Raw genomic sequence first — 24,580 nt, forward strand, 5'->3', positions numbered from 1 at the left:
TTTTTGGGAAAACTCCTCAAAAAATCAGCATCAGGTTCATCGTACGGACCGCTTTCTGAAGCTGTTGCGCCATATCTAGCGGAGCAACAATTAAGCGGCCAATTAGAGAAGGACTTACAGTTGATCCAGTCATCGACTCAGAATCCCTCAGATCTAATTGTTCGTGAACTTCTCCTTCAGAAGGGGGATGGTTCAGAAATCCGCGCAGCCGTTCTCTATATTGATGGACTCGCTGAAAAGGATATTGTACACCAATGTGTCATTCTCCCTCTGATGCAAATTGGTCATCATAATGAGGTTACTTTAACGTATATCGAGAAATTTGTGATAACAGCTAGCGGTATAAAGCGCGTAAACTCGCTTGCCGAGAGTATTAAGGGACTGCTTTATTCGAATACGCTTGTTTTACTTGATGGGGTTGGGGAAGTCCTGCTCGTCACATCGGAAGGATGGGAGCATCGAATTGTAAGCAATCCGACCAGCGAACCGATTATTCGGGGGCCACAGGATGCTTTTAATGAAGTGCTGCGCACAAATACTGCCCTAATACGAAGAAAAATTAAAGATCCTAAATTAGTTCTTTTCCCGATTCAGATTGGCACACGTACGTTGACGGATGGGGTTATCGCGTATCTGCAGGACGTAGCCAATCCAAGCATTGTTGATGAGGTGAAGAGAAGACTGGCTGCCATCGAGACCGAAGGGATTCTAGATAGCGGTCAACTGGAGGATTATTTGGAGGATTCGCCACTTTCGCCATTTCCTCAAATTAGCTCGACAGAGCGGGTGGATAAAGCAGCGGCGGCCATCTTAGAAGGTAAGATTGTCGTTCTTGTAGACGGCACGCCATTTGCCTTATCCATGCCGATCACCTTCACTGAATTTCTACTATCGACAGAGGATTACTACACGAGCTATATCGCAGCTACGATGCTGCGTTGGGTGCGATTCTTAGCGATGATGATGGCACTTGTGCTCCCATCCATCTATATCGCGATTACGTCGTACCATCAAGAAATGATTCCGACGGAATTGATGCTTGCCATTGCGAGCAATCGCAGCGGCATTCCATTCCCTGCATTTGTGGAAGCGCTGATTATGGAAATCAGCTTGGAACTTCTGCGAGAGGCGAGTCTGCGCCTTCCTGGCACGATGGGGCAAACGATTGGTATCGTCGGCGCGCTCGTGATTGGACAGGCCGCGGTTCAGGCGAATATCGTCGGCCCTGTACTGACGATTATTGTCTCCTTTACGGCAATTGGCGCCTTTGCCATACCGAATTACAATGCATCCTTAGCCATCCGATTGCTGCGATTTCCGATTATGGTACTAGCCGCTGTTTTCGGTATTTTTGGTATCGTATTCGGCACTAGCGCCATACTCATCCATATGATTCATCTGCGATCTTTTGGCGTCAGCTATCTAGCTGCTTTAACCCCGCAATCGTTAAAATCAGTCGACGACTCCATTGTCTTCAAGAAACCGGGACCATCGCTCAAATATCGTCAATCATTTCTTGGTCTTAAGAAGCAGAAACCTTAAGTGAAAGGAGGGATATCCTTGTCATCTGCCCATTTAACAACGAAGCAAATTATGATTCTTCTATGCTTTACCGTGTTTGGCACGATTTTTTTTACACTTCCACGCACGCTAACGCAGGCTTCAGGGCACAGTGGATGGGTATCGATTCTACTCGGCAGCCTGATGGTTATTCCCCTTCTCTGGTTAATCACACAAATTGGTTCTTCTATGCAAGGGATGAGCATTATCGCTTATTGCCTTAGCTTATTCGGACCCTTCTTTGGCCGGGTGTTTGCGCTTCTTATTTTGCTGCCGCTGCTATTTCTTTCCGGGACCTCAATTAGACTTGTTGCAGAATTATTCGTTACGCTCATTCTTCCAGAAACGCCGCTCGAACTGATTTCTATCATGCTTATTGTCCTTCGCTACTATTTGGCGAAAGGAGGGATGGCATCTATTGCACGTTGGGGAGAAGTTGTTATGCCCGGTGTTGTTATTTTCCTTATTATTATGTTTGGACTATCCTTTCAAAAGGTGGATACGGAACGCATACTGCCGCTATTGAATGCTTCCTATATGGATGTGTTTAGGGGGGCTCTGGCCATTTGCAGTGTTTTTTCTGAAATTAGTGTGCTGCTGTTTATTTATCCGCAAATCAAGAACAAGAGCAACATGTTCAAGAAACTAATTTGGATCATGATTATTGTTATGTTTATATTCGAGATTATCTTTTTAGTTACGATAGGAACCTATGGCAGTGCGTATACACAAAGGCTTATTTTCCCTGTGGTGGAGTTAATCAAAGATATTGCGATTTTTGATTTTATTGAGCATTTAGAGAGTATCTTCTTGGCGCTTTGGGTGTTCATTAATGTGTCCAAAGGGGCATTAACATTTTATGCCTGTTGTATTGGGACGCGGGATTGGTTCGGAACGCAAGATTACAAGGAATTGATGCTGCCTCTATCTGTGATTATGTTGTATATCTCGTTATTACCCGGCAATATTTATGTATCCATTGTTAGTTTTGAAATCGCGAAAGGAGTCACCTTTTGTTGGTATGCCCTCATCCTTCTCGTCATTGTTTGGATAGCGGGTAAGTTGAAAGCGAGGAGAACGGTGAATGAACAGAATACTTAGGACGGTACTTTTGCTGGGCTTCCTATTAAGCATAACCACTGGCTGTTGGAATCGCCAAGAACCGGATAAAGTCGAATACGTCCTAGCCGCAGGTATTGATCTTAACGATAAAGGTCAAATCGTTCTTACCGTGCTTACACCTGTGTTAGAGGCTTTGAAGCCTATGAGCGGTTTGCAAGGGGAGCAGAAGAAGACTTTGAGTGTCGTAGGGAATACGACGTTCGAGGCTGTACGAGCTTACATAAAAATAACAGGCAAAAAGCTGTACTGGTCTCATTTGCAAATGCTATTAATTGGAGAATCGGCCGCGAAAACAGATGCGCGATATTACTTTGATTTCTTCTCAGCGGATCCCGAGCTTCGGGGTACGGCTTATATCGCCACGGTGAAAGGACGTGCGCTGGACATGCTGGAATCCAGCCCAGACATTACAGCGTTATCATCGAATTATCTGAAAGAAATCATCACGAACTCCGATTTGGAGGGGAAAGCTGCCAAAGTGCATCTATCTGAATTTGCTCGAAAGCTTGCACAACCAATAGGTGCTCAGCCCTTCAGTTCGGTTCTTCGTTTAATGGATCAAAGCGAGTATGTCAAAACGGTTGTTGGAATGAAACCCTATGGAGCGTCAGACACACATCAATCTACCTTATTTTATGCAGCGGGAACAGGTGTTTTCTCTGACGGGAAAATGGTAGGGACATTGAATGGTACGGAGACAAGGGGCTTTTTATGGGCCATGGGGACATTAAAAACGGCAATTGTTGTCGTTCCCTGCCCGGATGAAACGGATTGTCACCTATCATTGGAATTATCCGGTGAAAAGGTTAGTAAAAAAAGAGTGAAATATGAGGATGGTAAAGCAAAGATCCATCTTCAAATTACGGTGGAGTTCAATATTGGAGATAAAGCGAGCACCACGTTCAAAACAAATCTCGAAACGATCGCCTATGTAGAGGATCAATTTGCCAAAACCGTTCAAAACGAAGTGAAACTGGCTTTTCACAAAGTTGCTGTAGACTATAAGTCGGATATATTTGCTTTCGGCAACAGCCTGGAAGATCGGAATCCCAAACAGTGGAAGCAAATTAAAGATCATTGGGAGAAGGAGATACTGCCGGAGGCCGAACTGGACGTAGAGGTCATCTCAAAGCTTCGCAGAACGTCAAGAACGCTCTATTCGCCTTGGGTGAAGGCGGATCATTCTTAATTAGATGTAGTGGGGGGACGTATGATGCGCGGATTAGCATGTTCCCCTCTTTTTTTCATGCCCAAAAACCTAAAAAAAACACAAGTGAGTGAAAAGCCATTCCATAGTTGAAAGCGCTATATCAGGGTAGGATAGACCTATAACATCGACGAAGATTAGTGAGGGGGGCCAGAGGATGGCGGTCAACGCACAAGCGGTAAAACAGATGAGTGGACGCAAGCAGATAAGCAAAGGCAAGGCCTTGCTGCGAGCGTTTTGGAAGTATAAGGCGTTATATCTGATATCGCTGCCGGGCATTATTTATTTTATTATTTTCAAGTATGTTCCTTTGTTAGGTTCAGTTATTGCCTTTCAGGATTACAACATTTTCGACGGCATCACAGGCAGTAAATGGGTTGGGTTTGAGCATTTTACCCGAATGTTCGCACACTATGACTTTCTCAATATCTTAAAAAATACCGTACTCATTGGCGTATATGATTTGCTTCTTGGTTTTCCGGCACCGATTATTCTGGCATTGCTCCTGAATGAGCTTCGCGTCGTATTGTACAAGCGTGTGCTTCAAACAGTCGTGTACATGCCCCACTTCCTGTCCTGGGTTATCGTGAGCGGGATCGCGATCGGTATTCTTTCTCCTTCTACAGGGGCTGTGAACCACTTTGTTACGTGGCTGGGCTTCGAACCGATTTATTTCTTAGGCGAAGAATCTTGGATTCGTACCGTATTGATTGGTTCAGGGATTTGGCGTGATTCTGGTTACGGCACGATCATTTATTTGGCAGCATTAGCGGGAATTAATCCCGATTTATATGAAGCCTCTGAGGTAGATGGCGCGAACCGCTGGAGACAGACAATTTCCATTACACTTCCGTCGCTCTTACCGACAATTATGATTTTGTTCCTTTTGCACATTGGGAAATTCTTAGACTTCGGTTTCGAGCGTGTGTATGTATTCTTGAATCCGCTTAATAAAGAGAATGGTGAAATCTTAGATACGTACATCTACACCGCAGGGTTGCTCGGTCAGCAATATAGCTACACGACGGCGATCGGGCTATTCAAAGCTTTGGTTGGTGTCATCTTCATTGTCACGGGTAACGTATTAAGTAAAAAAACAACGGGTGAAAGCTTGTACTAAGACGGAGGTGAACGCTTTATGAATCGCAAGCCGACAGCCGGTTGGCAAGTGTTTAACGGCTTTAATGTCATATTTCTAACGGCAATTTCTCTCGTGATGCTTCTGCCGTTCTTAAACGTACTGGCTCAATCCTTCTCCTCATCAGAAGCGATCGTGAAGGGAGAGGTTCTCTTCCTGCCAGTTCATTTTACGACAATTAACTACCAATATGTATTCAGTGATCATGCGATCTGGCGTTCCTTTGGGGTAACCGTGTATATTACGATCGTAGGTACACTTATTAACTTGATTGCTACAGCTTCTCTGGCTTATCCAGTTTCACGTCCAGAGTACATGGGTCGCAAAGCGATTGTCATCATGGTTTTAATTACGATGGTGTTTACCGCGCCGCTCATTCCTAACTTTATTTTGATGAAAAACTTGCATTTGACGAACTCGCTTTGGGCTTTGTTGATTCCTGGTGCGATCAGTGCTTTTAACTTTTTCATTATGCGTTCGTTCTTCCTTCAGATTCCAAGTGAAATCATTGATTCGGGTCGTATTGACGGAACATCTGAGATGGGTATGATTTGGCGAATCGTGCTGCCGCTATCGAAGCCCGTCATGGCGTCACTCGGTATTTTCTACGCGGTAAGCCACTGGAATACGTATCAAAGCGCCATTTATTACCTCAATAAGCCGACGCTATGGCCGTTGCAAGTGAAGTTGCGTCAGTTAATTGTGTCCGATGATATTACGATTGATCCGAACGCTTCCCAATTCAGTGGATTGGCTCACATGGATCCGGAAGGTATCAAGATGGCGACGATTATTATCGCAACGCTTCCTATCATTATTATTTACCCTTTTTTACAGCGGCATTTCGTTAAGGGTATGATGGTTGGATCGGTTAAGTCCTAAAAAAAAGACAATTCGAACTAAAGACAGTCCATATTCGCGCTTTGTAAACGCTTTTACAATGGAGATATGAAAGTGTTAGTTACCTAGTCGATATGAAAAGAGGGGTAGAAATGAAAAAATGGATTCCCACGACAATGGCTGTCGTATTAATGGGCAGTGTGCTTGCAGCTTGTTCTTCTTCCAAGACTGAGGATAAACCGGCATCCAGTGCTGGTGCGACTACAGCTGCAAGTACGAAGCCGGCAGAGAAAACGAAGTTCTCGATTTCCTTGCGTACACTTGCTTTCGGACACGTTGAGAAATCGCCTGATATTAATCAAGATAAATGGGTTAAGAAGCTCGAAGAATTAACAAACACCGATATGAATATTGTACTTGTTCCTCACAAAGAATATGAACAAAAAATGATCCAAATGTTTGCAACGAACGACATTCCAGACGTTGTACAAGGCAGCGGCGGGGTGAACGGGAAAGAAATGGCGGGCTCTGTGAAGGCTGGTGTTTTCCAACCGCTGGATGAGTTGCTGAAGAAGTTTGGTCCTAATTTGTTGAAGAAAGTTCCGAAAGACGCTTGGGATAACGTAACGTACAATGGGAAGATCTATGCGATTCCGGAGTACTTGTCCAATCCATCCCGCCGCGCGATCTTTGTTCGTAAGGATTTACTGGATAAAGCAGGCCTAGGCGTACCGAAAACGGTTGATGAGTACATGGCTGTACTGCGCAAGTTCAAAGAAATGGGCGTTGAGAACCCTTACATGGGCCGTGAGAACTTCAAGTATGCCGATTCCTTCTTCGGTGCTTATGATGTGTATCCGTACCTATCGATGTTCGAGAAGTCTGGCGATCAAGTTCTGCCGAAATTCTTCGATTCGGAGAACATGATGAAAGCACTGACTACGTACAAAACGATGTTTGACGAAGGCTTGATCAACAAAGAATTCGCAACAATCAACGCAACTGTGTTCAAGAACACGATTCTTTCAGGTAAAGCTGGCATGTGGTCTATGAATGCGAACGAAATGCTGCAATGGGAAACACAACTCAAAGCAACAGTTCCAACGGGCGATATCGAAATTATTGCTTCCCCAACAGGGCCTGATGGCAAAGGTGGACACTACTTGTATGGTCCAGCACCACGTGCGTACTTCATCAACAAGAACGTAAAAAATGCGGAGCAAATTATTAAGTTCTACGACTGGATGATGTCCGACGAAGCGGAGAAATTCTTCACATTCGGTATCAAAGACGACACGTACACAGAAGTAGATGGCAAAATCAACTACAAAGCGCCGACGGATCCAGCTGCTGTAGATGAGGAGCGTTACCGTCAATCTTTCTTGTGGCTAGTTCAAGATACCACGTATAATAAGGGCACATTAAGCTTGACAGATGAAGGTAAGAAATTAATGAACGTGTATGACACAACGTTGAAGAATGAAGGACGTGATGGGTTGAACTTTGAGCCTCGTCTGGATTCTTTGATGAAAAATCCTGATATTTCACCGCTTTCTGACCAAGCGCCTCCGTTTATTCTTTCTCACATGGTGAAAATGGTTTATGGTAAAGAACCGATTTCCGACTGGCCGAAAGTATTGGAAGAGTGGAAGTCCAAAGGCGGCAATGAAGTTATCAAGGAAGCAACTGAGAAATTTAATAGTAAAGATTCCGGTACGACTGTGTCGATGCCGCGTAAATAAGCTCAAGCATTGAGCATGCCGCCTCCTCACGTACCCACCAGTGCGTGGGGAGCGTGCATTTCATCCCATTATGAAAGGAGAGTTTCTCATGTACCGCATACTCATTGTCGATGACGAGCCGATGATACGCAGAGGATTACAGAAGCTTGTGGAGCAATCGGGGCTGCCCATTGAAAGCTTGCGAACGGCTGAGAATGGTGTTGTCGCAATGCAGCGGATTCAAGAGGAACGACCCGACTTTCTTTTTACAGATATTCGCATGCCGAAGATGGATGGTTTGGAGCTGTGTGCGCAAATTGCCGAGATGGATGCGGATATTCAAGTGGTTGTGATCTCTGGCTACGGAGATTTCGAGTACGCCCAGAAGTGTGTGTCTTACGGGGTCAAAGAATATTTGTTGAAGCCAGTCAATATCAAGGGGTTTCAGCTCGTCCTAGAGAAGCTCATTCTGAACAAAAGCAAGGTGAGTTCGGAGTCTTTCGTGGCCGTCACGAAGCTAGAGAGCTGGGCTACTCATTTGGAGCAAGCGGTGTGGATGCTTCAGGAAGCGGAGCTGGACCGAGATCTCGAAGAGATCAAAGCGGAGCTGGCTGCCTATAAACTAAAGCTCAATCGTATGAGCGATATTGTGCAGGAGATATACACGCTTGTCCATGGGCGGCTGACTGTCCGCGATGTGTATATGATTCAGGAGGAGCCTCAGATTTCCCCTTCGTTAAGCGAGGAAGATGTGTGGCTGTGGTTTACGTCCTCTGTGAAAGGGCTGCTGCAAGAGCTCAAGAACAAGCGCAAAGGCAAGCAGAAGGACCCTGTTGAGGAAGCGAAACAGTACATGGAGAAGCATCTGGCGGAGGAGGTTTCCTTAGAAGAGGTAGCTGAATTCATTGGATTGAATCCCTCGTACTTTAGCCAATTGTTTAAGCAGAGTACGCAAGAAACCTTCGTTCAATATCGGACACGCAGGCGGATGGAGAAGGCGAAGAAGCTGCTGCAGCAGCCGCATTGGCGCATTACCGACATTTCCGGTGAGGTGGGGTATGCGGATCATCCGCATTTCACCAAAACGTTCAAAAAGTATGAAGGCTGTCTACCCTCAGAATATCGTCAGCGAATGGGGATTCGATAATGAAGAGGAAGTCGCTATCGCGTCAAATCTATGCGTATTTTCTCATCGTTATCGTGCTCTCGTTGGTGTCTGTCGGGGCCGTTTCCTACTGGCAGTCTTCGCAATCGCTGGATGATCAAGTGAAGCAGTATATGGAGCAGATGGTCGATAGTGCGAACTACCAGACAGATAGCTACTTACAGGCGTATGAACTGCTCAGCAATGCCTTTTCGTCGAATTCCGACGTGCGAGCATTCATGGAAATTAAGCCGGATGATGCGTATGAGTACTATGAATATTCCGATAAAATCAAGAAATTTGCTTTCGCTTCCATTGAGTCCATTGTCACGCTGTATAAGCAGCTCAATATGATCTATGTGACGGGTCAGCATGGTCGCTCTGTCGTTTATGAAAATCAGAATCTATTCTTTAATTTCGATCCCGTCTTGGTACAAGAGAAATTTACGAATTTAATGAAAATGACGCCTATTGATGGCAAAATCGCGTTGCTCAATATGAGTATCCGCCCAGCGGATCAAGGATCTGTTGTTACAATGGCCCGCAAGGTAAGGGGGCCATCCTACAAGGATGAGAATCGCGGCGTTCTTGCTTTTGAAATTAAGCTAGATGAGTTAGCGAAAACGTGGGACCGTGTGAGCTTGGGGAAAGACGGTTTTTTCTTTATCGTCGATGACGCAGGTAATTACATCTATCCGCGTTCGATGAGTGAGCGCCAACCGAATGACGAACTAGCTTCTCAGGTGCTCACTAGCGGCGATCAAACGTTTTTGTCCAAATATGACGAAGAAGAACGTATGTTTGTGTCTCGCAAATCAGGCTACTACGATTGGAATCTTGTTGCCTCTATGCCTGTGAAGGAGCTTCGTCGCCCAGTTAACACCATTCGGACCACGACAATTATTGTCGGTCTGATCACCTTGGCAGCAGCGTTGTGGCTGGCTTTCCGCTTTGGCCGCTCTATCGTCAGGCCGATCCGGGAGCTCAAAGACAGCATGAGGGAGACGGAAAAAGGGAACTGGCAGTACATCGAAGACGCAGGCCGAAACGATGAGATGGGTGGACTCATTCACAGTTATAACCTGATGGTGACGCGCTTGTCCGATATGATCGAGCGGGTGTATGAGGCCGAGCTAGAGCAGCAGAAGAACGCACTGGAGCTTGGCGAATCGAAGCTCGAACGGCAGAAGGCTGAATTTCAATCTCTGCAGCTGCAAATTAACCCGCATTTCTTATACAACACACTGGAAACGATCAATTGTTATGCGATTGTGCAGGATTCGGGGGAAATCACAGAGATGGTTGAGGCGATGGCTTTCATGCTTCGCTACTCCGTTCAGACCAATTTAGAGGAAATCACAGTTGCGAATGAGCTGAATCATGTGCGGAACTATATGATTATTTTGCAGCATCGGACGGAGCGGGAATTCGAGATTGATGTAGTGATCCCGCCAAGCTTGCTGCTGGAGAAGATGGTCCGTTTGACGTTGCAGCCGTTAATTGAAAACATTTTTCAGCATGCTTTTCCAGAAGGTGTGGAAGAAAGGCATAGCATTCGCATTGACGCTCGAAAAGAGGATGGCTTGTTTCAGGTTTTCATTGAAGACAACGGCACAGGCATGATGCCAGAACGACTAGCCGAGCTGCGCAAGAAGCTCGAAGAGAATCGCTTGGCAGAGCCGGAAGAAGCGAGTACGGGGACTAAGCGTGGAGGCGGCATCGGTCTAATGAACGTCCATCGACGGATTCAAATGGTGTTCGGCGAAGCCTACGGGCTGTCCGTTGACAGCGAGTGGGGACGCGGCACCTGCATCACGATGAAGATGCCGGAGACGACACGGCCTCGGCTGCGAGGGTGATGGTCGCAGCCTTAGGGTCTATGAGCAACAGACAGGTAGTTACGCTGCACAAGCAGCGATTCAAATAATAATAGCGTTATATCCATGGGAGGATACCATAATGAACATCAACTTAACGGGGAAAATTGCACTTGTAACAGGATCGAATGCAGGGATTGGACGCGCAATAGCATTAGCCTTGGCTAGCAATGGTGCGAAAGTAGGCGTGAATTGCCTAAATAATGTAGTACAAGGTCAGGAAGTCGTTGCTGAAATCCAAGCATTAGGCGGGGAAGCGGTGCTTGTACAAGCGGATGTCACGAATGTGGAGCAAATCGACAGACTTGTTAGCGAAGTGGAGCAAGTTTTGGGTGGAACGATTGATATTCTTGTCAATAATGCAGGCCACTTGGTACAGCGCGTGCCCAATGCTGATATGTCCGAAGAGATGTACGACCGCATTATGGATGTCAACTTGAAAAGCACAGTTTTCGTGTCTAAACGAGTGCTGGCAGGGATGAAAGAAAAAGGCTGTGGCCGCATCATCAATATGACTTCTGTTGCCGCACATAATGGTGGCGGACCCGGAGGAAGTGTGTATGCTGCAAGTAAAGCAGCCGTACTAACTTTCTCCAAAGGCTTGGCAAAAGAAGTTGCCGCTAGTGGCATCACTGTGAACAACGTTTCACCAGGTTTCATCGGCAATACGATGTTCCACGCGACGTTCACGACGGATGCTGCGCGCCAAGCAACAATTAACGGCATTCCGCTGCAACGCGAGGGAACACCCGATGATGTCGCCGGGGCTGTTCTCTATCTAGCATCCAATTTAGCAGCTTATGTAACAGGTGAAACGATTGAAATCAACGGCGGGATGATGATGCGATGAGTACCGCGATCCCATTGGCCGCTAAAGTAGAGACATTGACGTGGGCGGCTCACACTGCCCGCAAACTCCAAGAAGAAATCGACAGGCTGCAGCAAGCAGGCAGCCTGGTCGTTCCTAAAGAACCTGGTGGCTGGTGGCACCAGTATGTTTGTCCACATCATCATACCGAACTGACGTTCGATGATAGTCGTGTAGACCCTTCAGAATTTCTATGTCCGCATGGCTGCGTCATCACAGGTGATGCTTACCGCGGTGCGTGGCTTGTGTTTAAGCACCAATCCTTGGCGCGCGTGGCGCTGCAGTCAGCTGCTGTTTATGCGGCGCTGGGTGACGTGGCCTATGCGCAGATTAGCAAGCGTTTACTTGTCGAGTACGCCGAGCAGTTTCCGCTCTATCCCGTGCATCCTGATGCTCAGAGCTGGATGCTGAAGGGGCGCGCGTTCCATCAAGCACTGACGGAGGCGATTTGGTCAACGACGTTGATTCGCGCCTATCTGCTTCTTCGTGATGAGGGCATTACCTTTGATGCGGAAGAACAGGTAGCCATCGACGTGTTCCTAGACATGTTGGCTGGAAGCATGGAGGAGTATCGCCATATCTTGATTCATGAGCGCAATAATGCCGAGAACAACTATACCGCTTGGCTGAATGCATCCTTATCTTGTGTGTATGCAGCTCGAGGCGAGCAAACTGCATTAGAAGCGTTGATTGAAGGCCAGGGCGGCTTCATTCATCATCTATCGATCGGCGTGAAAGCCGATCAATTCGAATTCGAGGGAAGCACGTACTACCACGTCTTTGTGCTTCGTGCTTATCTCATCGCTGCCGAAATGGCGCAGCGCTTCGGCATTGATCTCTACGCCACCACTGGCGCAGAGGGGCAATCCATGCGCGGCATGCTCGAGGCGTTGGCCGACTTGGCCGACGACCAGGGCGCCCTGCCGGCCCTGCACGACGGGCCGCTTGCGCGCGGCCCTTACGCCCGCGAGATCGCCGAGATCGCGGAGCAGGGGCTCGCGATCTACGGCCTCGCCGGCCTCGCGCCCGTGCTGCGCGAAGCCTACCGGCAGCTAGGCGCTGCCGGGAACGAGCAGCTCGAAGCGCTGCTCTACGGCGGTGGCGCTGACCGCGCCGCAGCCCACGAGCCGCGCAGTTCGCGGCTCTGGCCGGACGCTGGCTTCGTCATCGGCCGCATCGCGGGGAACCCGCTGTCGTTTCTCGCCGATTTCGGCGAGCACGGCGGTTCCCACGGCCACTACGACAAGCTGCATCTGACGTTGATGCACCGAGATCAGACCCTAACTCCCGATCTGGGGATGGTGCCTTACGGCTCGTCCATGCGCAGATCGTGGTTCGCCGAGACGGCCAGCCACAACACGGTTTCGCTGTCCGGCCAATCGCAGGCGCCGCATGAAGGGCGCCTGCAGCACTACGAAGCAACGCAAACATCGGTGTACGCTTGGCTGCAATCAACCGAGGGCTACGAAGGTTGTACGATGAATCGACATCTTTTGCTCACAGATGATTGGATGTTGGACTGGTTCCAAGTTGAGCTTTCGGGTGAACAACCACAAGGGATTGAATGGTGGATGCATCCTGTCGTAGCGGTGGAGGCTTCACAACAACCACTTACCAATGAGGCTTCTTATTCCTTATTTATTGCTGAGAAAGTGGACGACGTTGCGACGCTCAAAGAGCAGCAACTGCCGATTATCAGCCAATTTGTACCTACCTCAGGTGTACTGCAGGCTTCGTACAACCTTGCGAACTCAGACGCTATCATCTACCACGCTGCACTAGTTCAACAAGGTGATGAGCTTGTAGCTGTTGGGACGCCGGGCGATGCCGTGGATCCAAGTCGCTCACTTATGGCTATGCTGCATCGCCGTAATGATCGTAAGGCGGATTTCATCCATGTGTACCGAGCGGGGAGTGCAGTTCAGCTAACGCAGATGTCGGATGATGAAATTAACATAACCATTCCTAATGCTACTATTGGTGTTAAAATGACAGATAAAGGATTACAAATGGTGTAATTTTCATGTACCGAACCCTTTCCACAGACAAAGGGGTTTCTGTACATCGTAACGTATGGCTTCCATAACATGGGCGGAGGCATAACCGCAAAATAGCGTTATGGCACAGCTCTATACGAGCAGCCTCAGCAATGTCCAGACGATTTACCTACGGTGCAGGAACATCTTCTGGTGTCTGGGGCTTTTATTTGCACCAACATTCTTAATTTTTTAACAGACATTGCATCTTTCATTCCTAGTAGAAGCCTTACAGAACCAAGCCTGGAGGGGAATAATCCATGTCATTATCGCCACTTTACGAACCGCAAAGCGGTGTGTTAACCGTACAATATGAGCCGAACGAGAAGTCGGTGTTGCTGGAAAACCCGCCTCGCTTCACGTGGATTCCGGCACAGCTGGAGCATGATCGTTATGTGCTTCAAATCGCACAATCCGAAGCTTTCTCACCGACAGAGACGCAGACCGTTCAGCCAATTCCCTATAACATGTATACACCTGATGCTGCACTCAACCCAGGCACATACTACTGGCGCTATGCTTTGCTGGAAGAAAATGGTGGACAAACCGCATGGAGCCGAATTCGACGCTTCGATGTACCGGCAGATTTGCCGGAAACGCCGCTGCCAAGCAGAGCCACGCGATACGCAGAGGTTACGGCTCAGCATCCGAGATTGTGGCTGCAAGCCACGGAGGTAGAAGCCTTTCGTGCCGAGTTGACGACGAACCCAAACTTTTGTGAGTGGGAAGTCTTCTTCGAGAAGTCCGTTCAACCATGGATAGAAAGAGATTTAATTGCGGAGCCGCTTCATTACCCAGGAAATAAACGGGTCGCCAAATTGTGGCGCCAGATGTACATGGATACGCAAGAAGCCTTGTATGCGGTACGTCATTTGGCTGTAGCGGGCAAGCTGCTCGATAATGCTGCGCTATTAGATCGCGCCAAAACGTGGCTGCTTCATATCTGCACGTGGGATATCAAAGGCACAACGAGCCGGGACTATAACGATGAGGCCTCCTTCCGAACGGCTGGCGCCATCGCATGGGGCTACGACTGGCTCTACGACCGACTATCTGAGGATGAGCGGAATCAAATTCGCCACGTTCTGCTCGAACGTACACGCCAAATCGCACAACATGTTATCGAGCATTCCAAAATTCATCACGTACCGTTCGACAGTCACGCCGTGCGTTCCCTATCCAGTGTGCTTGTGCCTTGCTGTATCGTGCTTCTGCAGGAAGAGCCTGAGGCTCAAGAGTGGCTTGACTATACGCTTGAATATTACGCTTGTCTGTACTCGCCATGGGGCGGGCCGGACGGAGGTTGGGCCGAAGGTCCGATGTATTGGACAACGGGGATGGCGTTTGTGACGGAAGCGATGAATTTGCTGAAGAAATATACGGGCATTAACTTTTATAAGCGACCATTTTTCGCCAAAACAGGTGATTTCCCGTTGTATGCGTTCAGCCCTGACACCTTGCGTGCCAGCTTTGGTGATCAATCCACTTTGGGGGACCCGGTTAGCTTGAAGACGGGCTTCAATATTCGCCAATTTGCAGGTGTCACAGGGAACGGTCTGTATCAATGGTATTTTGAGCGTGTCCGCGAGATCGATACCGATTCAGAAATGAAATTTTACAATTATGGCTGGTGGGATTTCCGTTTTGACGAAATGGTGTATCGTCACGACTATCCGCAGGTTGAAGCTATCGCACCTACCGATGCCAATATTCAGTCGGTCAAATGGTTCCGTGACATCGACTGGGTCGCCTTCCATTCCAATATGGCAGATCCGGAACGTCACATTATGCTCCTCACGAAGAGCAGCAAATACGGATCTGTCAGCCATAGTCATGGGGATCAGAATGGCTTCTTGCTGCATGCCTACGGCGAGCCGTTGGCCATTGAGAGCGGCTACTATGTGGCGTTCAGCTCCACGATGCATATGAATTGGCGCAGACAGACGCGCTCGACGAACAATATTTTGATCGATGGTCTCGGTCAATACGCTGAGAAAAACAAAGTCCTGAATATGGCGGCCAATGGTTTTGTTGAAGTGGCTGAACAGCGCAAAGGCTACGGGTATTCCCGCAGCAATGCAACCGCGGCATACCAAGAATACGTGCCGTATCTGGAGCGGTATGTGCGGGAACTTTACTTCTTCGGCACCTACGTTGTCGTCGTCGATCATATCGATCTCGCACAGGCAGGAACCGTAGATTGGTTGTTCCAAACCCTGTATGAGATGAAATTGAATGGACAAACCTTCAAGGTCCAAGGCCGCAAGGCCGACATGGACGGTCGTTTCGTCTATTGCTCCTCAGGTGAGCTAGAGCTGTCTCAGCATCAGAGCTTCACCGACATCGACCAGTCGGAGATCGAGGGTTTGCCGCCGCACTATCATTTGAAAGCAAAGACGCGATCTGCGCGCAGCCATCGTATCGCAACCTTGCTTGTCCCAATCAAGCATGGTGAACCGAAATACGTATCCTACTTCATGGACGATCAAGGCTTTGACGTTCATATTTACTTCACTGAAGATGGTATCACCAACCGCGTAGAAGTGCCCAAAGCCTACTGAATATCCCAATAAACCAAGCGATTCCAAGCCAGCGAGAGCTGCCAAGGGGGTCGCTTTTTTTCCGTATTGACTACCAGGGGCTCATAAAAAAAAGCCTGCAAGGGAAAGTTATGTGAGTAGATAAATCTATAGAAATCAAACATGATACCTAAAGTTCCTGCATTGTAAGGGGTGCCAAAAACACGGCATAATAAGAGCATAAAGAACATTCACTCAAACGAGGGGGATTTACATTGGTGAAAAAGTATAAATCACTACAAGTCATTGCGGCAAGCTTGCTAGCCATTAGTTTAACAGCGTGTGGTTCAGGTGGAGATAGCAAGAGCACAGCTTCGCCAGCAGCAGGAGCATCGACAGCGCCATCTACGGATAAGAACATTACGATCACGTTCCAAAACATATATCCAGATCCGACGGATCCGAAAAATGGTATGTTGAAGAAAATTGTTAATGACTACCAAACGAAAAACCCGAACATCAAAATCGAGCTTGATTCCTTGAACACGGATCAACAAAAGCTTAAATTGAAAACGCAAGCCGCTTCCAAAGAAGTTCCAGACATCACAGTCGTGAACCCGGCTGCGCAAATGCAACCATTCGTTGATGCAGGTCTATTCGCGCCTTTGAATGATATGGTTGAGCAAAACGGACTGAAAGCAACTTTCCAAGAAGGTATCCTTAACTGGTACAGCTTCAAAAATAATATCTACGCATTGCCAGATGGCAACAACATCGGTGTTGTTTACTACAACAAAGACTTGTTCAAACAAGCTGGCGTTGAAGTACCGAAAACATTCGAAGAAATGGTTACAGCTGTAAAAACACTGAAAGGCAAAGGCATTCAGCCAATGGCTATCGGTGAAAAAGATTCCTGGACAGGTTCCTTCTTGTTCATGAACATCTTGCTTCGTACGAACGGCGGTCCTGGATTCTTGCAAGCCGTTGTTGATGGTAAGAAAACATTCGCTGATCCAGCATTCACGGATGCGGTTAGCTCTTTTGAAGACTTGATCCAAGCTGGTGCTTTCCAAGAAGGCGCAACATCCTTTGACTACAATGCTGGTGAGAACTTGTTCAAAACAGGTAAAGCAGCTATGTACTACATGGGTAGCTGGGCAACTGGCGGTATCGAAACTTCTTCCGTTAACGGTAAAGTTGGCGTATTCCAATTCCCAACTGTTAAAGGAAAAGGTAACCCAGATGAGTTCATGTTGGCACCAGGATCTGCGTTTGCAGTATCCGCTAACAGCAAGCATTTGAAAGAAACGAAAGATTTCTTGAACTATTTCATGCTGAACTTCCCTAAAGAAGCTTTCGCAGTTAAAGGCGCTGTAGGTCTTGCACAAAAAGTTGAAGGCGACTTTAAAGCAGCTGGATACTCCGATATGGCAATGGACGTTCTTGGTCTATTCAAGAAAGTCAAAGGCGGCGACCTTGCGTTCGATAACACAATGAACCCTGGCACAGCACAAGGTCACTTAACAAGCATTCAAAACCTCTTCGTACAAAAAGTAGATCCTGCTGCTGTAGCGAAAGAGCACCAAACAGCTTACGACTCTAACAAGAAATAAATGATAACGTAATAAACCCCATCGGGAATTTGCCTAAAGTGCCTTAAGAGGGACTGAGGTAAGTTCCCCATGGGTATATTCCATGAAGGAGGCGAGCCAAGTGAATGTGTTAAGAGTCTCCAAGTGGACGATTGCCATATTTGTACTGCCCTGTTTAATTATCTATGTTGGTCTTGTATTTGTACCTATTCTCGTATCCATGTACAGTGGATTGTTGGAATGGAACGGGATTGGCGCATCGAAATTTATAGGACTCGAGAATTTCCGTACCATGCTTTTCCACGATCCTGTCTTTTGGCCATCCGTAAAACGTACGCTTATGTTTGCTGTTTTCTCTATGATTGAAATCCCAATTGCTTTGGGTGTAGCTATCTTGCTTAATCGGTTTATCAAAAAGCCTAACTTCCTCGTTTCTGCGTACTTTTTACCTGTTATTTTATCTGTCGTTATTGTTGGTCAATTATGGAAAACGATTTATAATCCCGCGTCTATGGGCGGTATGCTCAATCAAGTATTAGATTTGCTAAACTTACATAGCTGGACGAGATCGTGGTTAACCGATCCCAAAATAGCCATGTATTCCCTTTATTTCGTAGCCCTCTGGCAGTACCTGGGATATCACACGCTCATTCAGTTTACTGGTATTCAGAACATCCCGGCTGACATTTATGAGGCTGCACGTCTCGATGGAGCAGAAGGCCTCAAGGCTGACTGGTATATCACTTTCCCTATGAATATTCCGATTTTCAAAATATCGATTGTCCTTGCTTTTATTGGTTCCTTACAAGCGTTTGATATGATTATGGTTATGACAGGCGGCGGACCGGCTCATGCCACAGATGTGATTTCTACCCTGATGTACAACAATTCATTCCTTTCCTTGAAATATGGTTATGGAAGCGCGATTGCTGCCTTCTTGGTTGTGGTATGTCTAGTAGCAACGGTTATTATCAACTCAATCTTCAACAAACTAGAGAGAAAATTCACTTAGGAAGGGAAGTGTCACCATGCTAAACGCCAGGGAAGCAGCTTCGGCTAAACCTGCCATCATACGGAGACGCAAAAGCTTCTCTATCCTGAAGGTTCTTGTCATCATCTTTTTGTCAGCACTAGTGGTCACGCAAGTGTACCCGTTGCTATGGTTATTCATCTATTCTTTAAAAACCAATGAGGAAATTCTCTCAGGTCGGTTTTTCGCTCTGCCGGAAGTGTTGCAATGGAAGAATTTCTCCAGTGCGATTGAAGCCGGTCACTACTTTCAATATTTAAAGAACAGCTTATTCGTTACCTTAATTACAATGGTATGTGTACTTTTCTTAAGTTCATTGACTGCCTTTGCGATTACACGGTTCAAATGGAAATATGGTCAGTTGGTTATGGTGATCTTCCTTATTGGGATGATGGTTCCCATGCAGGCTACGTTATTGCCGCTCATGATTATTTTCAAAAATATGCATATCCTGAATACGCATCTTTCCATTATTCTTCCGTATATTGCGTTTCAGACACCAGTTGCCGTCTTTATCCTAAGCGGCTTCATGAGATCCATTCCAGCTGAGATCGAAGAATCCGCGGTTGTGGATGGCGCAGGAATTTTCAAAATTTTCACCGGAATTATACTTCCGATTTCCGTTCCGCCAATGATGACGGTGTGTATTCTAACCTTCATTAATATTTGGAACGAGTATATCCTCGCGGCGACATTCATTTCGTCCGAGCGACTCAAGACGCTTCCTTTCGGGGTAAACAGTTTCGTGAGTCAATATTCCGTTAACTATGGGGCAATCGGTGCTTTCCTCGTACTCGGTGCGTTGCCGGTTATTCTCGTGTATTTCTTATTAGCGGATAAAATTACAAAAGGTATGGTAGCGGGAGCGGTGAAGGGTTAACTTCACCCCTCTCTTTTTTTCATTATGAGATGGAGCTGTGGTAAAATAGCGAATACCGCGTAATGAAAGGGGGAAATCGCGTGACACGGGGCTTTAATTCCATTCATAACCGGCTATTCTTACTATTTACGAGCTCTATGCTTGTCCTCGTGGTGATAGTCAGCGTCTTATATTATCAGAGGACGACCCAAATCATACATAGTAAAATCAGCGATTTGGCCCAGAAAAATATTTCACAAACCGTTGGCTTATTTGATTTGCTCTTGCAAGGCTATGATAGTGTTACGAAATCATTGAATAGTAACTATGAGATGCTTCGTTTAATCCAAGACCGGGATACGAATCCCGATATGGCAGCAAGTATATTCAATGAGCGAACGATAACGAATATTCTGGGAGCCATTTACTACTCGCGTGATGATATCATCGGTATTCATGTCATTACGAATGCGGGGAAGAACTACAATTATGAGCGCGGCTTTGATAGTGTAATCAATACCAACTATTCTACTGCGAACTGGTATCAGAAACTGCAGGATTCGTCAGGTGAGATGGTTTGGTTAGGGCTGGTTGAAGAGTCGGTTATTAATCAATTTCAACGAGCTCCGCTCTTCGTATTTGGCAGGAAGCTGTATGACCTCACAGACCACCGCGTAATCGGTGTGATGTTAATTGAAACGAACCCACAACCTATCTTGGCGGCACTCTCGAACGTGACGATTAGCCCGAATAGTCGTGTTTATATCGTCGATCGCGAGAATCATATGATTGCCACGACGGCTGAAGACAAGAAAACGGTTCCTTCATTCAGCGGACTTCCTCGCCCTGTAAATAATGAAATCATCGTGGATGATCGTACAGATCAATTAATGGTCGCAGCGAAAGCGAAAATGTCAGACTGGACCGTATTCGGCTTAACCCCCAAAGGGGATATTAATGCTGAAGTTGTCAAAACGAGAGAGTACTTATACTTCGTTGTCGTGGTTCTTATTATTTTATCCACTATGTTGGCCAGTTTGATTTCACGAAATATTTCCTCCCCGTTGAAGTTGTTGATTCGTGAGATGAAACAGGTAGAAATGGGGAATTTCAAAGGCTCGGTGACGGTTAGATCTTTCGAGGAAATTAACTCACTCGTCTCCTCCTTTAATCGCATGGTGAATCGGATGGATGAGTTAATTGAACGGATAACGCTGGCTTCCATGAGTGAGAAGAATGCTGAGCTTCAAGCTCTACAGTCACAGGTAAACCCACATTTCCTATATAACACCTTGGATATGATTTATTGGATGCTAGATGAGCGAGAGAATGATCGACTCGGCAGAGTCATCCTAGCCCTATCTCATATGTTTAGATACAGCAGTGACTGGCAGGAGGCTTCGAAGACCACAATACAGCAAGAGTTAGATCAAATGCGCCATTATATGACGATTATCGAGAATCGCTTAGAGGGAAGGGTGCGTACCGAAATAGACATTGATCCAGAGTGGATGGATGTGGTTCTGCCCAAAATGACCTTGCAACCGATTATCGAAAATGCGGTGAAATATGGCCTGGAGCCGCTTCGAGAACTTGGTGTACTTCGGGTTTTCGCTCAAGTGCAGGAGCAGGAGCTGCATATTGTGATCTCTGATAATGGCGTAGGGATTGAGGAAGAGCTTCTTCGTCAGATGCAGGAGAGACTGATTGAGGATGCGCGTATGATAGGTGATCCATATACGTATAAAGCGGGCAATTCCATAGGTGACTTGGCTTCCATCGAGGATGGCAAATCGACACGAAGAGGCATTGGTCTTACGAATGTGCATCGACGTATTGTCTTACTATTCGGTGAGGCTTATGGACTCCGGATACATAGTAAACTAGAGGCAGGAACTACGGTTATCATTGCGATGCCGCTTCCTCGTAAGGGGGTATAACAGACCATCATGGATATTCTTATCGTTGATGATGAAACCATTATTTTGCAAGGCATTCAGCGTACGCTTCAGAATCGTTTTCCTGAGCATACCATTCATCTGGCCTCCAATGCGGAGCAAGCGATCAGCATCCTTCGCAGCCAGACGATTCATATCGTGCTTACGGACATTCTGATGCCGGGGATGACAGGGTTGGAGCTAATGAATATGTCGCGCAGTCGTCATCCCCATGTGAAATGGGTTGTGATTTCGGCGTATTCAGAGTTCTCCTATGCGCAAGAAGCTGTGCGCCTTGGGGCGAAGGACTATTTGCTGAAACCGATTGGCAAAGATGTGTTGAGCGAAATGATTAGGAAACTAAGTGATGAAATCGCCCATGATACCGAACTGATTGAAGAAGCGGAGTTGCTCAAGACGAATCGCAAATATCTGCAAGAAGCTGTGTTTCAGCGCTGGGTACAAGGTCTAGATACAGGGCGTATCGACATGGGTCCTTTCATGGAACAACATCCTTATTTCTATCTGATTATGGTCAAAATGGAGACCGACAAGGCCGTATTTCTGGAAAATTTCATTATCGAGAACGTCCTGTTGGAGCTGATCGAACGTTACGGCAAAGGGTTCGTGACGGTTCACGATAGCAAAAGCTTGCTCGGGCTGGTCACGCCTCCCGAAGGAACAAGCATTACACAGCTCGTTGAGGAGCTTCGCAGCCATCTCATTAAATATTTGAAGGTACCGTTCCAGATCATGACTACGGAACGGATTCAACAGTACCAGTCCGTGCCTGCCGAGGTGCAACGGATGCGGCAGGCGTCAACCACACAGGTCTATGAGCATCACGCCAGCGGCAGTGATCGTTCTGTTGAAGTGGCTTTGCAATATATGCGCACGCACTATCAAGACGATCTTTCGCTTGAGAAGGTGGCTTCCATCGTGTATCTGAACCCCGTATACTTTAGCCAGTTGTTCAAGCAGAAGACGGGTCAGGGATTCAAGGACTTCGTCATCAACTTGCGGCTAGAGCAGGCGAAGCAGTTGCTGTTGAACCCCAAGATGAAGCTGGCAGACGTTGCTGAGCGTATTGGCTATCAAGATATGAGGCATTTCTCTCAAGTGTTTAAGAAGAAATATGGGGTGACCCCCTCAGAGTTCCGGCAGGAACATACTGGCGATAAAGCGGATTCATTGGTGTCAAGAGATTGAGTCTCAGCGAATTCTCATGAAATTCTCAGAATAGAGACTGCGATTAGGTGTGACGCGACTTTCCTCCTGTGATGTTAAATATTAGGTTGTTTGGCATGTGCTATGGTAGTAGCAGGTCCAACAAACTTAGATATTCATACCAAAGGAGGAAATCAATCATGCCTTTTGTGAAGAAGAACCGCCTTACTCATTCTGTTGTAGGTCTTAGTCTTTCCTTGTTAGTCGCTGGAACTGCGTTGTTAAGCCCGCAGGCGGCCAATGCTGCCACGTCAACCACGAATGGGGAAGCTGCTGCCGTGACGGCGACAGCGATGAGCACGTCCCGTGCAGATAGCATTGTGCGTACAGCGAAATCGTACATTGGGAAAGTTAAATATAGCTTTGGAACAAGAAACACGAGCCGTCTGATCTTAGATTGCTCCGCGTACACGCAGCTCGTATTCAGTAAGAATGGGATATCGCTTCCTTGGGGCTCCCAAGCTCAAGCGAAATTAGGGACACGCGTATCTAAGAAGACAAGCTTAAGCAAAGGCGACTTGGTCATGTTCAGCACATCGAAGCCTGGTCGTATTAATCATGTAGGTATTTATATTGGTAATGGTCAATTCGTAAGTAATACAACCAGCTCCGGCGTTGTTATACGAGATATGAATACTGGCTATTGGAAAGACCGCTTTATTATGGGGCGTCACTTGTAATCGTCACAGAGATATTGACCAGAACTCCCTTGGGGTGGTATATAGTATAAAACTATAACCTTGTTAAGGGAGATCAGTTACAATGACTTTAAAGTTAGCATTTGAAGCTGTGAAAAAGTTTCATGAAACGTTTGAGCACCCAGTGGGCGCATCTCCACAGCGCCTCTCCCCTGGGCGGAAAGCCGCGCGTCTGGCGTGGATGCAAGAAGAGCTCAACGAATTCGAAGAAGCAGCTACGTTAGAAGATGAAGTAGATGCGATGATTGATGAATTGTATTTTGTTCTAGGAACACTTGTAGAAATGGGTGTAGAGCCGGGACCGATCTTCGATATCGTTCAACATGCGAACATGTCTAAAGTATGGCCCGATGGGAAGGTTCATAAGAATGAAATGGGCAAAACCATCAAGCCACCTGCCTGGGAAGACCCATTCGACAAAATTAGAACTGAAATTCATAGACAAAAAAATAAAGAAAGTTGAGGTGAGGCGATCGTGGCCTTCCACATCCGGCTCAAAGAGCTGCGGCTACAGCATAATCTCACTTTACGTAAGCTTGGGGAGAAAGCAGGAGTCAGCTATTCCATCCTAAATTCAATCGAAAATGGTCGAATCATTCCGTCGAAAGATGTCGCATTAGCACTAGCTATAGCACTTAAAATTGAGGATAGAGAAACCTTTATTGCTTTAGCAATAAATCCCTCTCAGGTATAATTGCAATACCTAATATAGTGTGGTACAGTATTAATAGTCTTAAGGGAAAACCTGAATTGCGTATTGCAAAGGGTTATCATTTTAAGTAAATGAAACCTTTTCCAATGTGTAATTTTTTTGTTCGAAACAAGAAAAAAGACATGTTAATAAAACTTTGGAGGTATTACCCATGGCAGTAGGAACAGTTAAATGGTTTAACGCAGAAAAAGGATTTGGATTTATCGAAGTTGAAGGTGGAAACGATGTATTCGTACATTTCTCCGCAATCACTGGCGAAGGTTTCAAATCTTTGGACGAAGGCCAACGCGTTGAGTTCAACGTAGTTCAAGGCAACCGCGGACCACAAGCTGAGAACGTTGTAAAACTGTAAGCTCCAGCTTGCACATATAGCATTCTCCAGAAAGACTCTTAACTTCGGTTAAGGGTCTTTCTTTTGGTGCGCTTGGCAGCGCATCGTGCTAACGGGTGAAAGTCCCGAGTACACCGCGAGATGGCGGAAGTACATAGTTGA

At 46.7% G+C, this 24,580-nt stretch carries 20 protein-coding genes; all 20 read left to right on the forward strand.

The window, feature by feature from the left end:
• Positions 1–3: 3 nt before the first annotated feature.
• The 20 genes from A8708_RS01025 (at position 4) to A8708_RS01120 (ending at position 24,439) form a co-directional block, all read left to right on the forward strand.
• Complete coding sequence (locus A8708_RS01025) at positions 4–1,542, forward strand: spore germination protein (protein ID WP_068661701.1); 1,539 nt, start codon at positions 4–6, stop codon at positions 1,540–1,542.
• A gap of 18 nt (positions 1,543–1,560) precedes the next feature.
• Entirely contained in the window at positions 1,561–2,661 is a 1,101-nt protein-coding gene (locus tag A8708_RS01030) for a GerAB/ArcD/ProY family transporter (RefSeq protein WP_068661683.1), read from the forward strand.
• Positions 2,645–3,871 carry a Ger(x)C family spore germination protein gene (locus A8708_RS01035; RefSeq protein WP_068661684.1) on the forward strand — a complete coding sequence of 409 codons (1,227 nt, stop codon included), beginning with the start codon at positions 2,645–2,647 and terminating at the stop codon, positions 3,869–3,871. The genes A8708_RS01030 and A8708_RS01035 overlap by 17 nt, the downstream gene beginning before the upstream one ends.
• Before the next feature lie 205 nt (positions 3,872–4,076).
• Positions 4,077–5,009, forward strand: coding sequence for an ABC transporter permease (locus A8708_RS01040; protein WP_068661702.1), 933 nt, complete (start codon positions 4,077–4,079; stop codon positions 5,007–5,009).
• A gap of 18 nt (positions 5,010–5,027) precedes the next feature.
• Complete coding sequence (locus A8708_RS01045) at positions 5,028–5,909, forward strand: carbohydrate ABC transporter permease (protein ID WP_068661685.1); 882 nt, start codon at positions 5,028–5,030, stop codon at positions 5,907–5,909.
• A gap of 110 nt (positions 5,910–6,019) precedes the next feature.
• A complete protein-coding gene (locus tag A8708_RS01050; RefSeq protein WP_068661686.1) occupies positions 6,020–7,609 on the forward strand; it encodes an extracellular solute-binding protein in 1,590 nt (529 codons plus the stop codon).
• 88 nt (positions 7,610–7,697) lie between these two features.
• A complete protein-coding gene (locus A8708_RS01055) occupies positions 7,698–8,735 on the forward strand; it encodes a response regulator transcription factor (RefSeq protein ID WP_068661687.1) in 1,038 nt (345 codons plus the stop codon).
• Positions 8,735–10,591 carry a cache domain-containing sensor histidine kinase gene (locus tag A8708_RS01060; RefSeq protein ID WP_068661688.1) on the forward strand — a complete coding sequence of 619 codons (1,857 nt, stop codon included), beginning with the start codon at positions 8,735–8,737 and terminating at the stop codon, positions 10,589–10,591. Before A8708_RS01055 ends, A8708_RS01060 begins: the two co-directional genes overlap by 1 nt.
• A gap of 100 nt (positions 10,592–10,691) precedes the next feature.
• Positions 10,692–11,459, forward strand: a complete 768-nt coding sequence (locus A8708_RS01065) for an SDR family NAD(P)-dependent oxidoreductase (protein WP_068661689.1) — start codon at positions 10,692–10,694, stop codon at positions 11,457–11,459.
• Positions 11,456–13,495 (forward strand): heparinase II/III domain-containing protein, encoded by a 2,040-nt coding sequence (locus A8708_RS01070; protein WP_082927194.1) that lies wholly within the window; start codon positions 11,456–11,458, stop codon positions 13,493–13,495. Before A8708_RS01065 ends, A8708_RS01070 begins: the two co-directional genes overlap by 4 nt.
• Before the next feature lie 278 nt (positions 13,496–13,773).
• The gene (locus A8708_RS01075) at positions 13,774–16,074 is read left to right on the forward strand and encodes a DUF4962 domain-containing protein (protein ID WP_068661690.1); all 2,301 of its coding nucleotides are present in this window, start codon (positions 13,774–13,776) and stop codon (positions 16,072–16,074) included.
• Positions 16,075–16,307: 233 nt separating this feature from the next.
• The gene (locus A8708_RS01080) at positions 16,308–17,645 is read left to right on the forward strand and encodes an extracellular solute-binding protein (RefSeq protein ID WP_068661691.1); all 1,338 of its coding nucleotides are present in this window, start codon (positions 16,308–16,310) and stop codon (positions 17,643–17,645) included.
• Between the two features lie 100 nt (positions 17,646–17,745).
• A complete protein-coding gene (locus tag A8708_RS01085) occupies positions 17,746–18,636 on the forward strand; it encodes a carbohydrate ABC transporter permease (protein WP_068661692.1) in 891 nt (296 codons plus the stop codon).
• A 16-nt stretch (positions 18,637–18,652) separates the two neighbouring features.
• Positions 18,653–19,534 carry a carbohydrate ABC transporter permease gene (locus tag A8708_RS01090; protein ID WP_082927195.1) on the forward strand — a complete coding sequence of 294 codons (882 nt, stop codon included), beginning with the start codon at positions 18,653–18,655 and terminating at the stop codon, positions 19,532–19,534.
• 80 nt (positions 19,535–19,614) lie between these two features.
• Positions 19,615–21,453: a sensor histidine kinase gene (locus A8708_RS01095; RefSeq protein ID WP_068661693.1), complete on the forward strand. Its 1,839-nt coding sequence runs from the start codon at positions 19,615–19,617 to the stop codon at positions 21,451–21,453.
• A gap of 9 nt (positions 21,454–21,462) precedes the next feature.
• Positions 21,463–22,659: a response regulator gene (locus A8708_RS01100; protein WP_068661694.1), complete on the forward strand. Its 1,197-nt coding sequence runs from the start codon at positions 21,463–21,465 to the stop codon at positions 22,657–22,659.
• Positions 22,660–22,817: 158 nt separating this feature from the next.
• Complete coding sequence (locus A8708_RS01105; RefSeq protein WP_068661695.1) at positions 22,818–23,357, forward strand: C40 family peptidase; 540 nt, start codon at positions 22,818–22,820, stop codon at positions 23,355–23,357.
• Between the two features lie 82 nt (positions 23,358–23,439).
• Positions 23,440–23,838, forward strand: coding sequence for a pyrophosphohydrolase domain-containing protein (locus tag A8708_RS01110; RefSeq protein ID WP_068661696.1), 399 nt, complete (start codon positions 23,440–23,442; stop codon positions 23,836–23,838).
• Between the two features lie 12 nt (positions 23,839–23,850).
• The gene (locus tag A8708_RS37020; protein ID WP_068661697.1) at positions 23,851–24,069 is read left to right on the forward strand and encodes a helix-turn-helix domain-containing protein; all 219 of its coding nucleotides are present in this window, start codon (positions 23,851–23,853) and stop codon (positions 24,067–24,069) included.
• Between the two features lie 169 nt (positions 24,070–24,238).
• A complete protein-coding gene (locus A8708_RS01120; protein WP_028555213.1) occupies positions 24,239–24,439 on the forward strand; it encodes a cold-shock protein in 201 nt (66 codons plus the stop codon).
• Positions 24,440–24,580: the final 141 nt, after the last annotated feature.

This window comes from Paenibacillus oryzisoli, from assembly GCF_001653565.1.
In the GTDB taxonomy this organism is placed as follows: Bacteria; Bacillota; Bacilli; order Paenibacillales; family NBRC-103111; genus Paenibacillus_E; species Paenibacillus_E oryzisoli.

Coding starts and splice junctions, on each gene's coding strand:
- A8708_RS01035 (WP_068661684.1), top strand. CDS start 2,645: ATGAACAGAATACTTAGGACGGTACTTTTGCTGGGCTTCCTATTAAGC.
- A8708_RS01040 (WP_068661702.1), top strand. CDS start 4,077: ATGAGTGGACGCAAGCAGATAAGCAAAGGCAAGGCCTTGCTGCGAGCG.
- A8708_RS01045 (WP_068661685.1), top strand. CDS start 5,028: ATGAATCGCAAGCCGACAGCCGGTTGGCAAGTGTTTAACGGCTTTAAT.
- A8708_RS01050 (WP_068661686.1), top strand. CDS start 6,020: ATGAAAAAATGGATTCCCACGACAATGGCTGTCGTATTAATGGGCAGT.
- A8708_RS01055 (WP_068661687.1), top strand. CDS start 7,698: ATGTACCGCATACTCATTGTCGATGACGAGCCGATGATACGCAGAGGA.
- A8708_RS01060 (WP_068661688.1), top strand. CDS start 8,735: ATGAAGAGGAAGTCGCTATCGCGTCAAATCTATGCGTATTTTCTCATC.
- A8708_RS01065 (WP_068661689.1), top strand. CDS start 10,692: ATGAACATCAACTTAACGGGGAAAATTGCACTTGTAACAGGATCGAAT.
- A8708_RS01070 (WP_082927194.1), top strand. CDS start 11,456: ATGAGTACCGCGATCCCATTGGCCGCTAAAGTAGAGACATTGACGTGG.
- A8708_RS01075 (WP_068661690.1), top strand. CDS start 13,774: ATGTCATTATCGCCACTTTACGAACCGCAAAGCGGTGTGTTAACCGTA.
- A8708_RS01090 (WP_082927195.1), top strand. CDS start 18,653: ATGCTAAACGCCAGGGAAGCAGCTTCGGCTAAACCTGCCATCATACGG.
- A8708_RS01100 (WP_068661694.1), top strand. CDS start 21,463: ATGGATATTCTTATCGTTGATGATGAAACCATTATTTTGCAAGGCATT.
- A8708_RS01105 (WP_068661695.1), top strand. CDS start 22,818: ATGCCTTTTGTGAAGAAGAACCGCCTTACTCATTCTGTTGTAGGTCTT.
- A8708_RS01110 (WP_068661696.1), top strand. CDS start 23,440: ATGACTTTAAAGTTAGCATTTGAAGCTGTGAAAAAGTTTCATGAAACG.
- A8708_RS01120 (WP_028555213.1), top strand. CDS start 24,239: ATGGCAGTAGGAACAGTTAAATGGTTTAACGCAGAAAAAGGATTTGGA.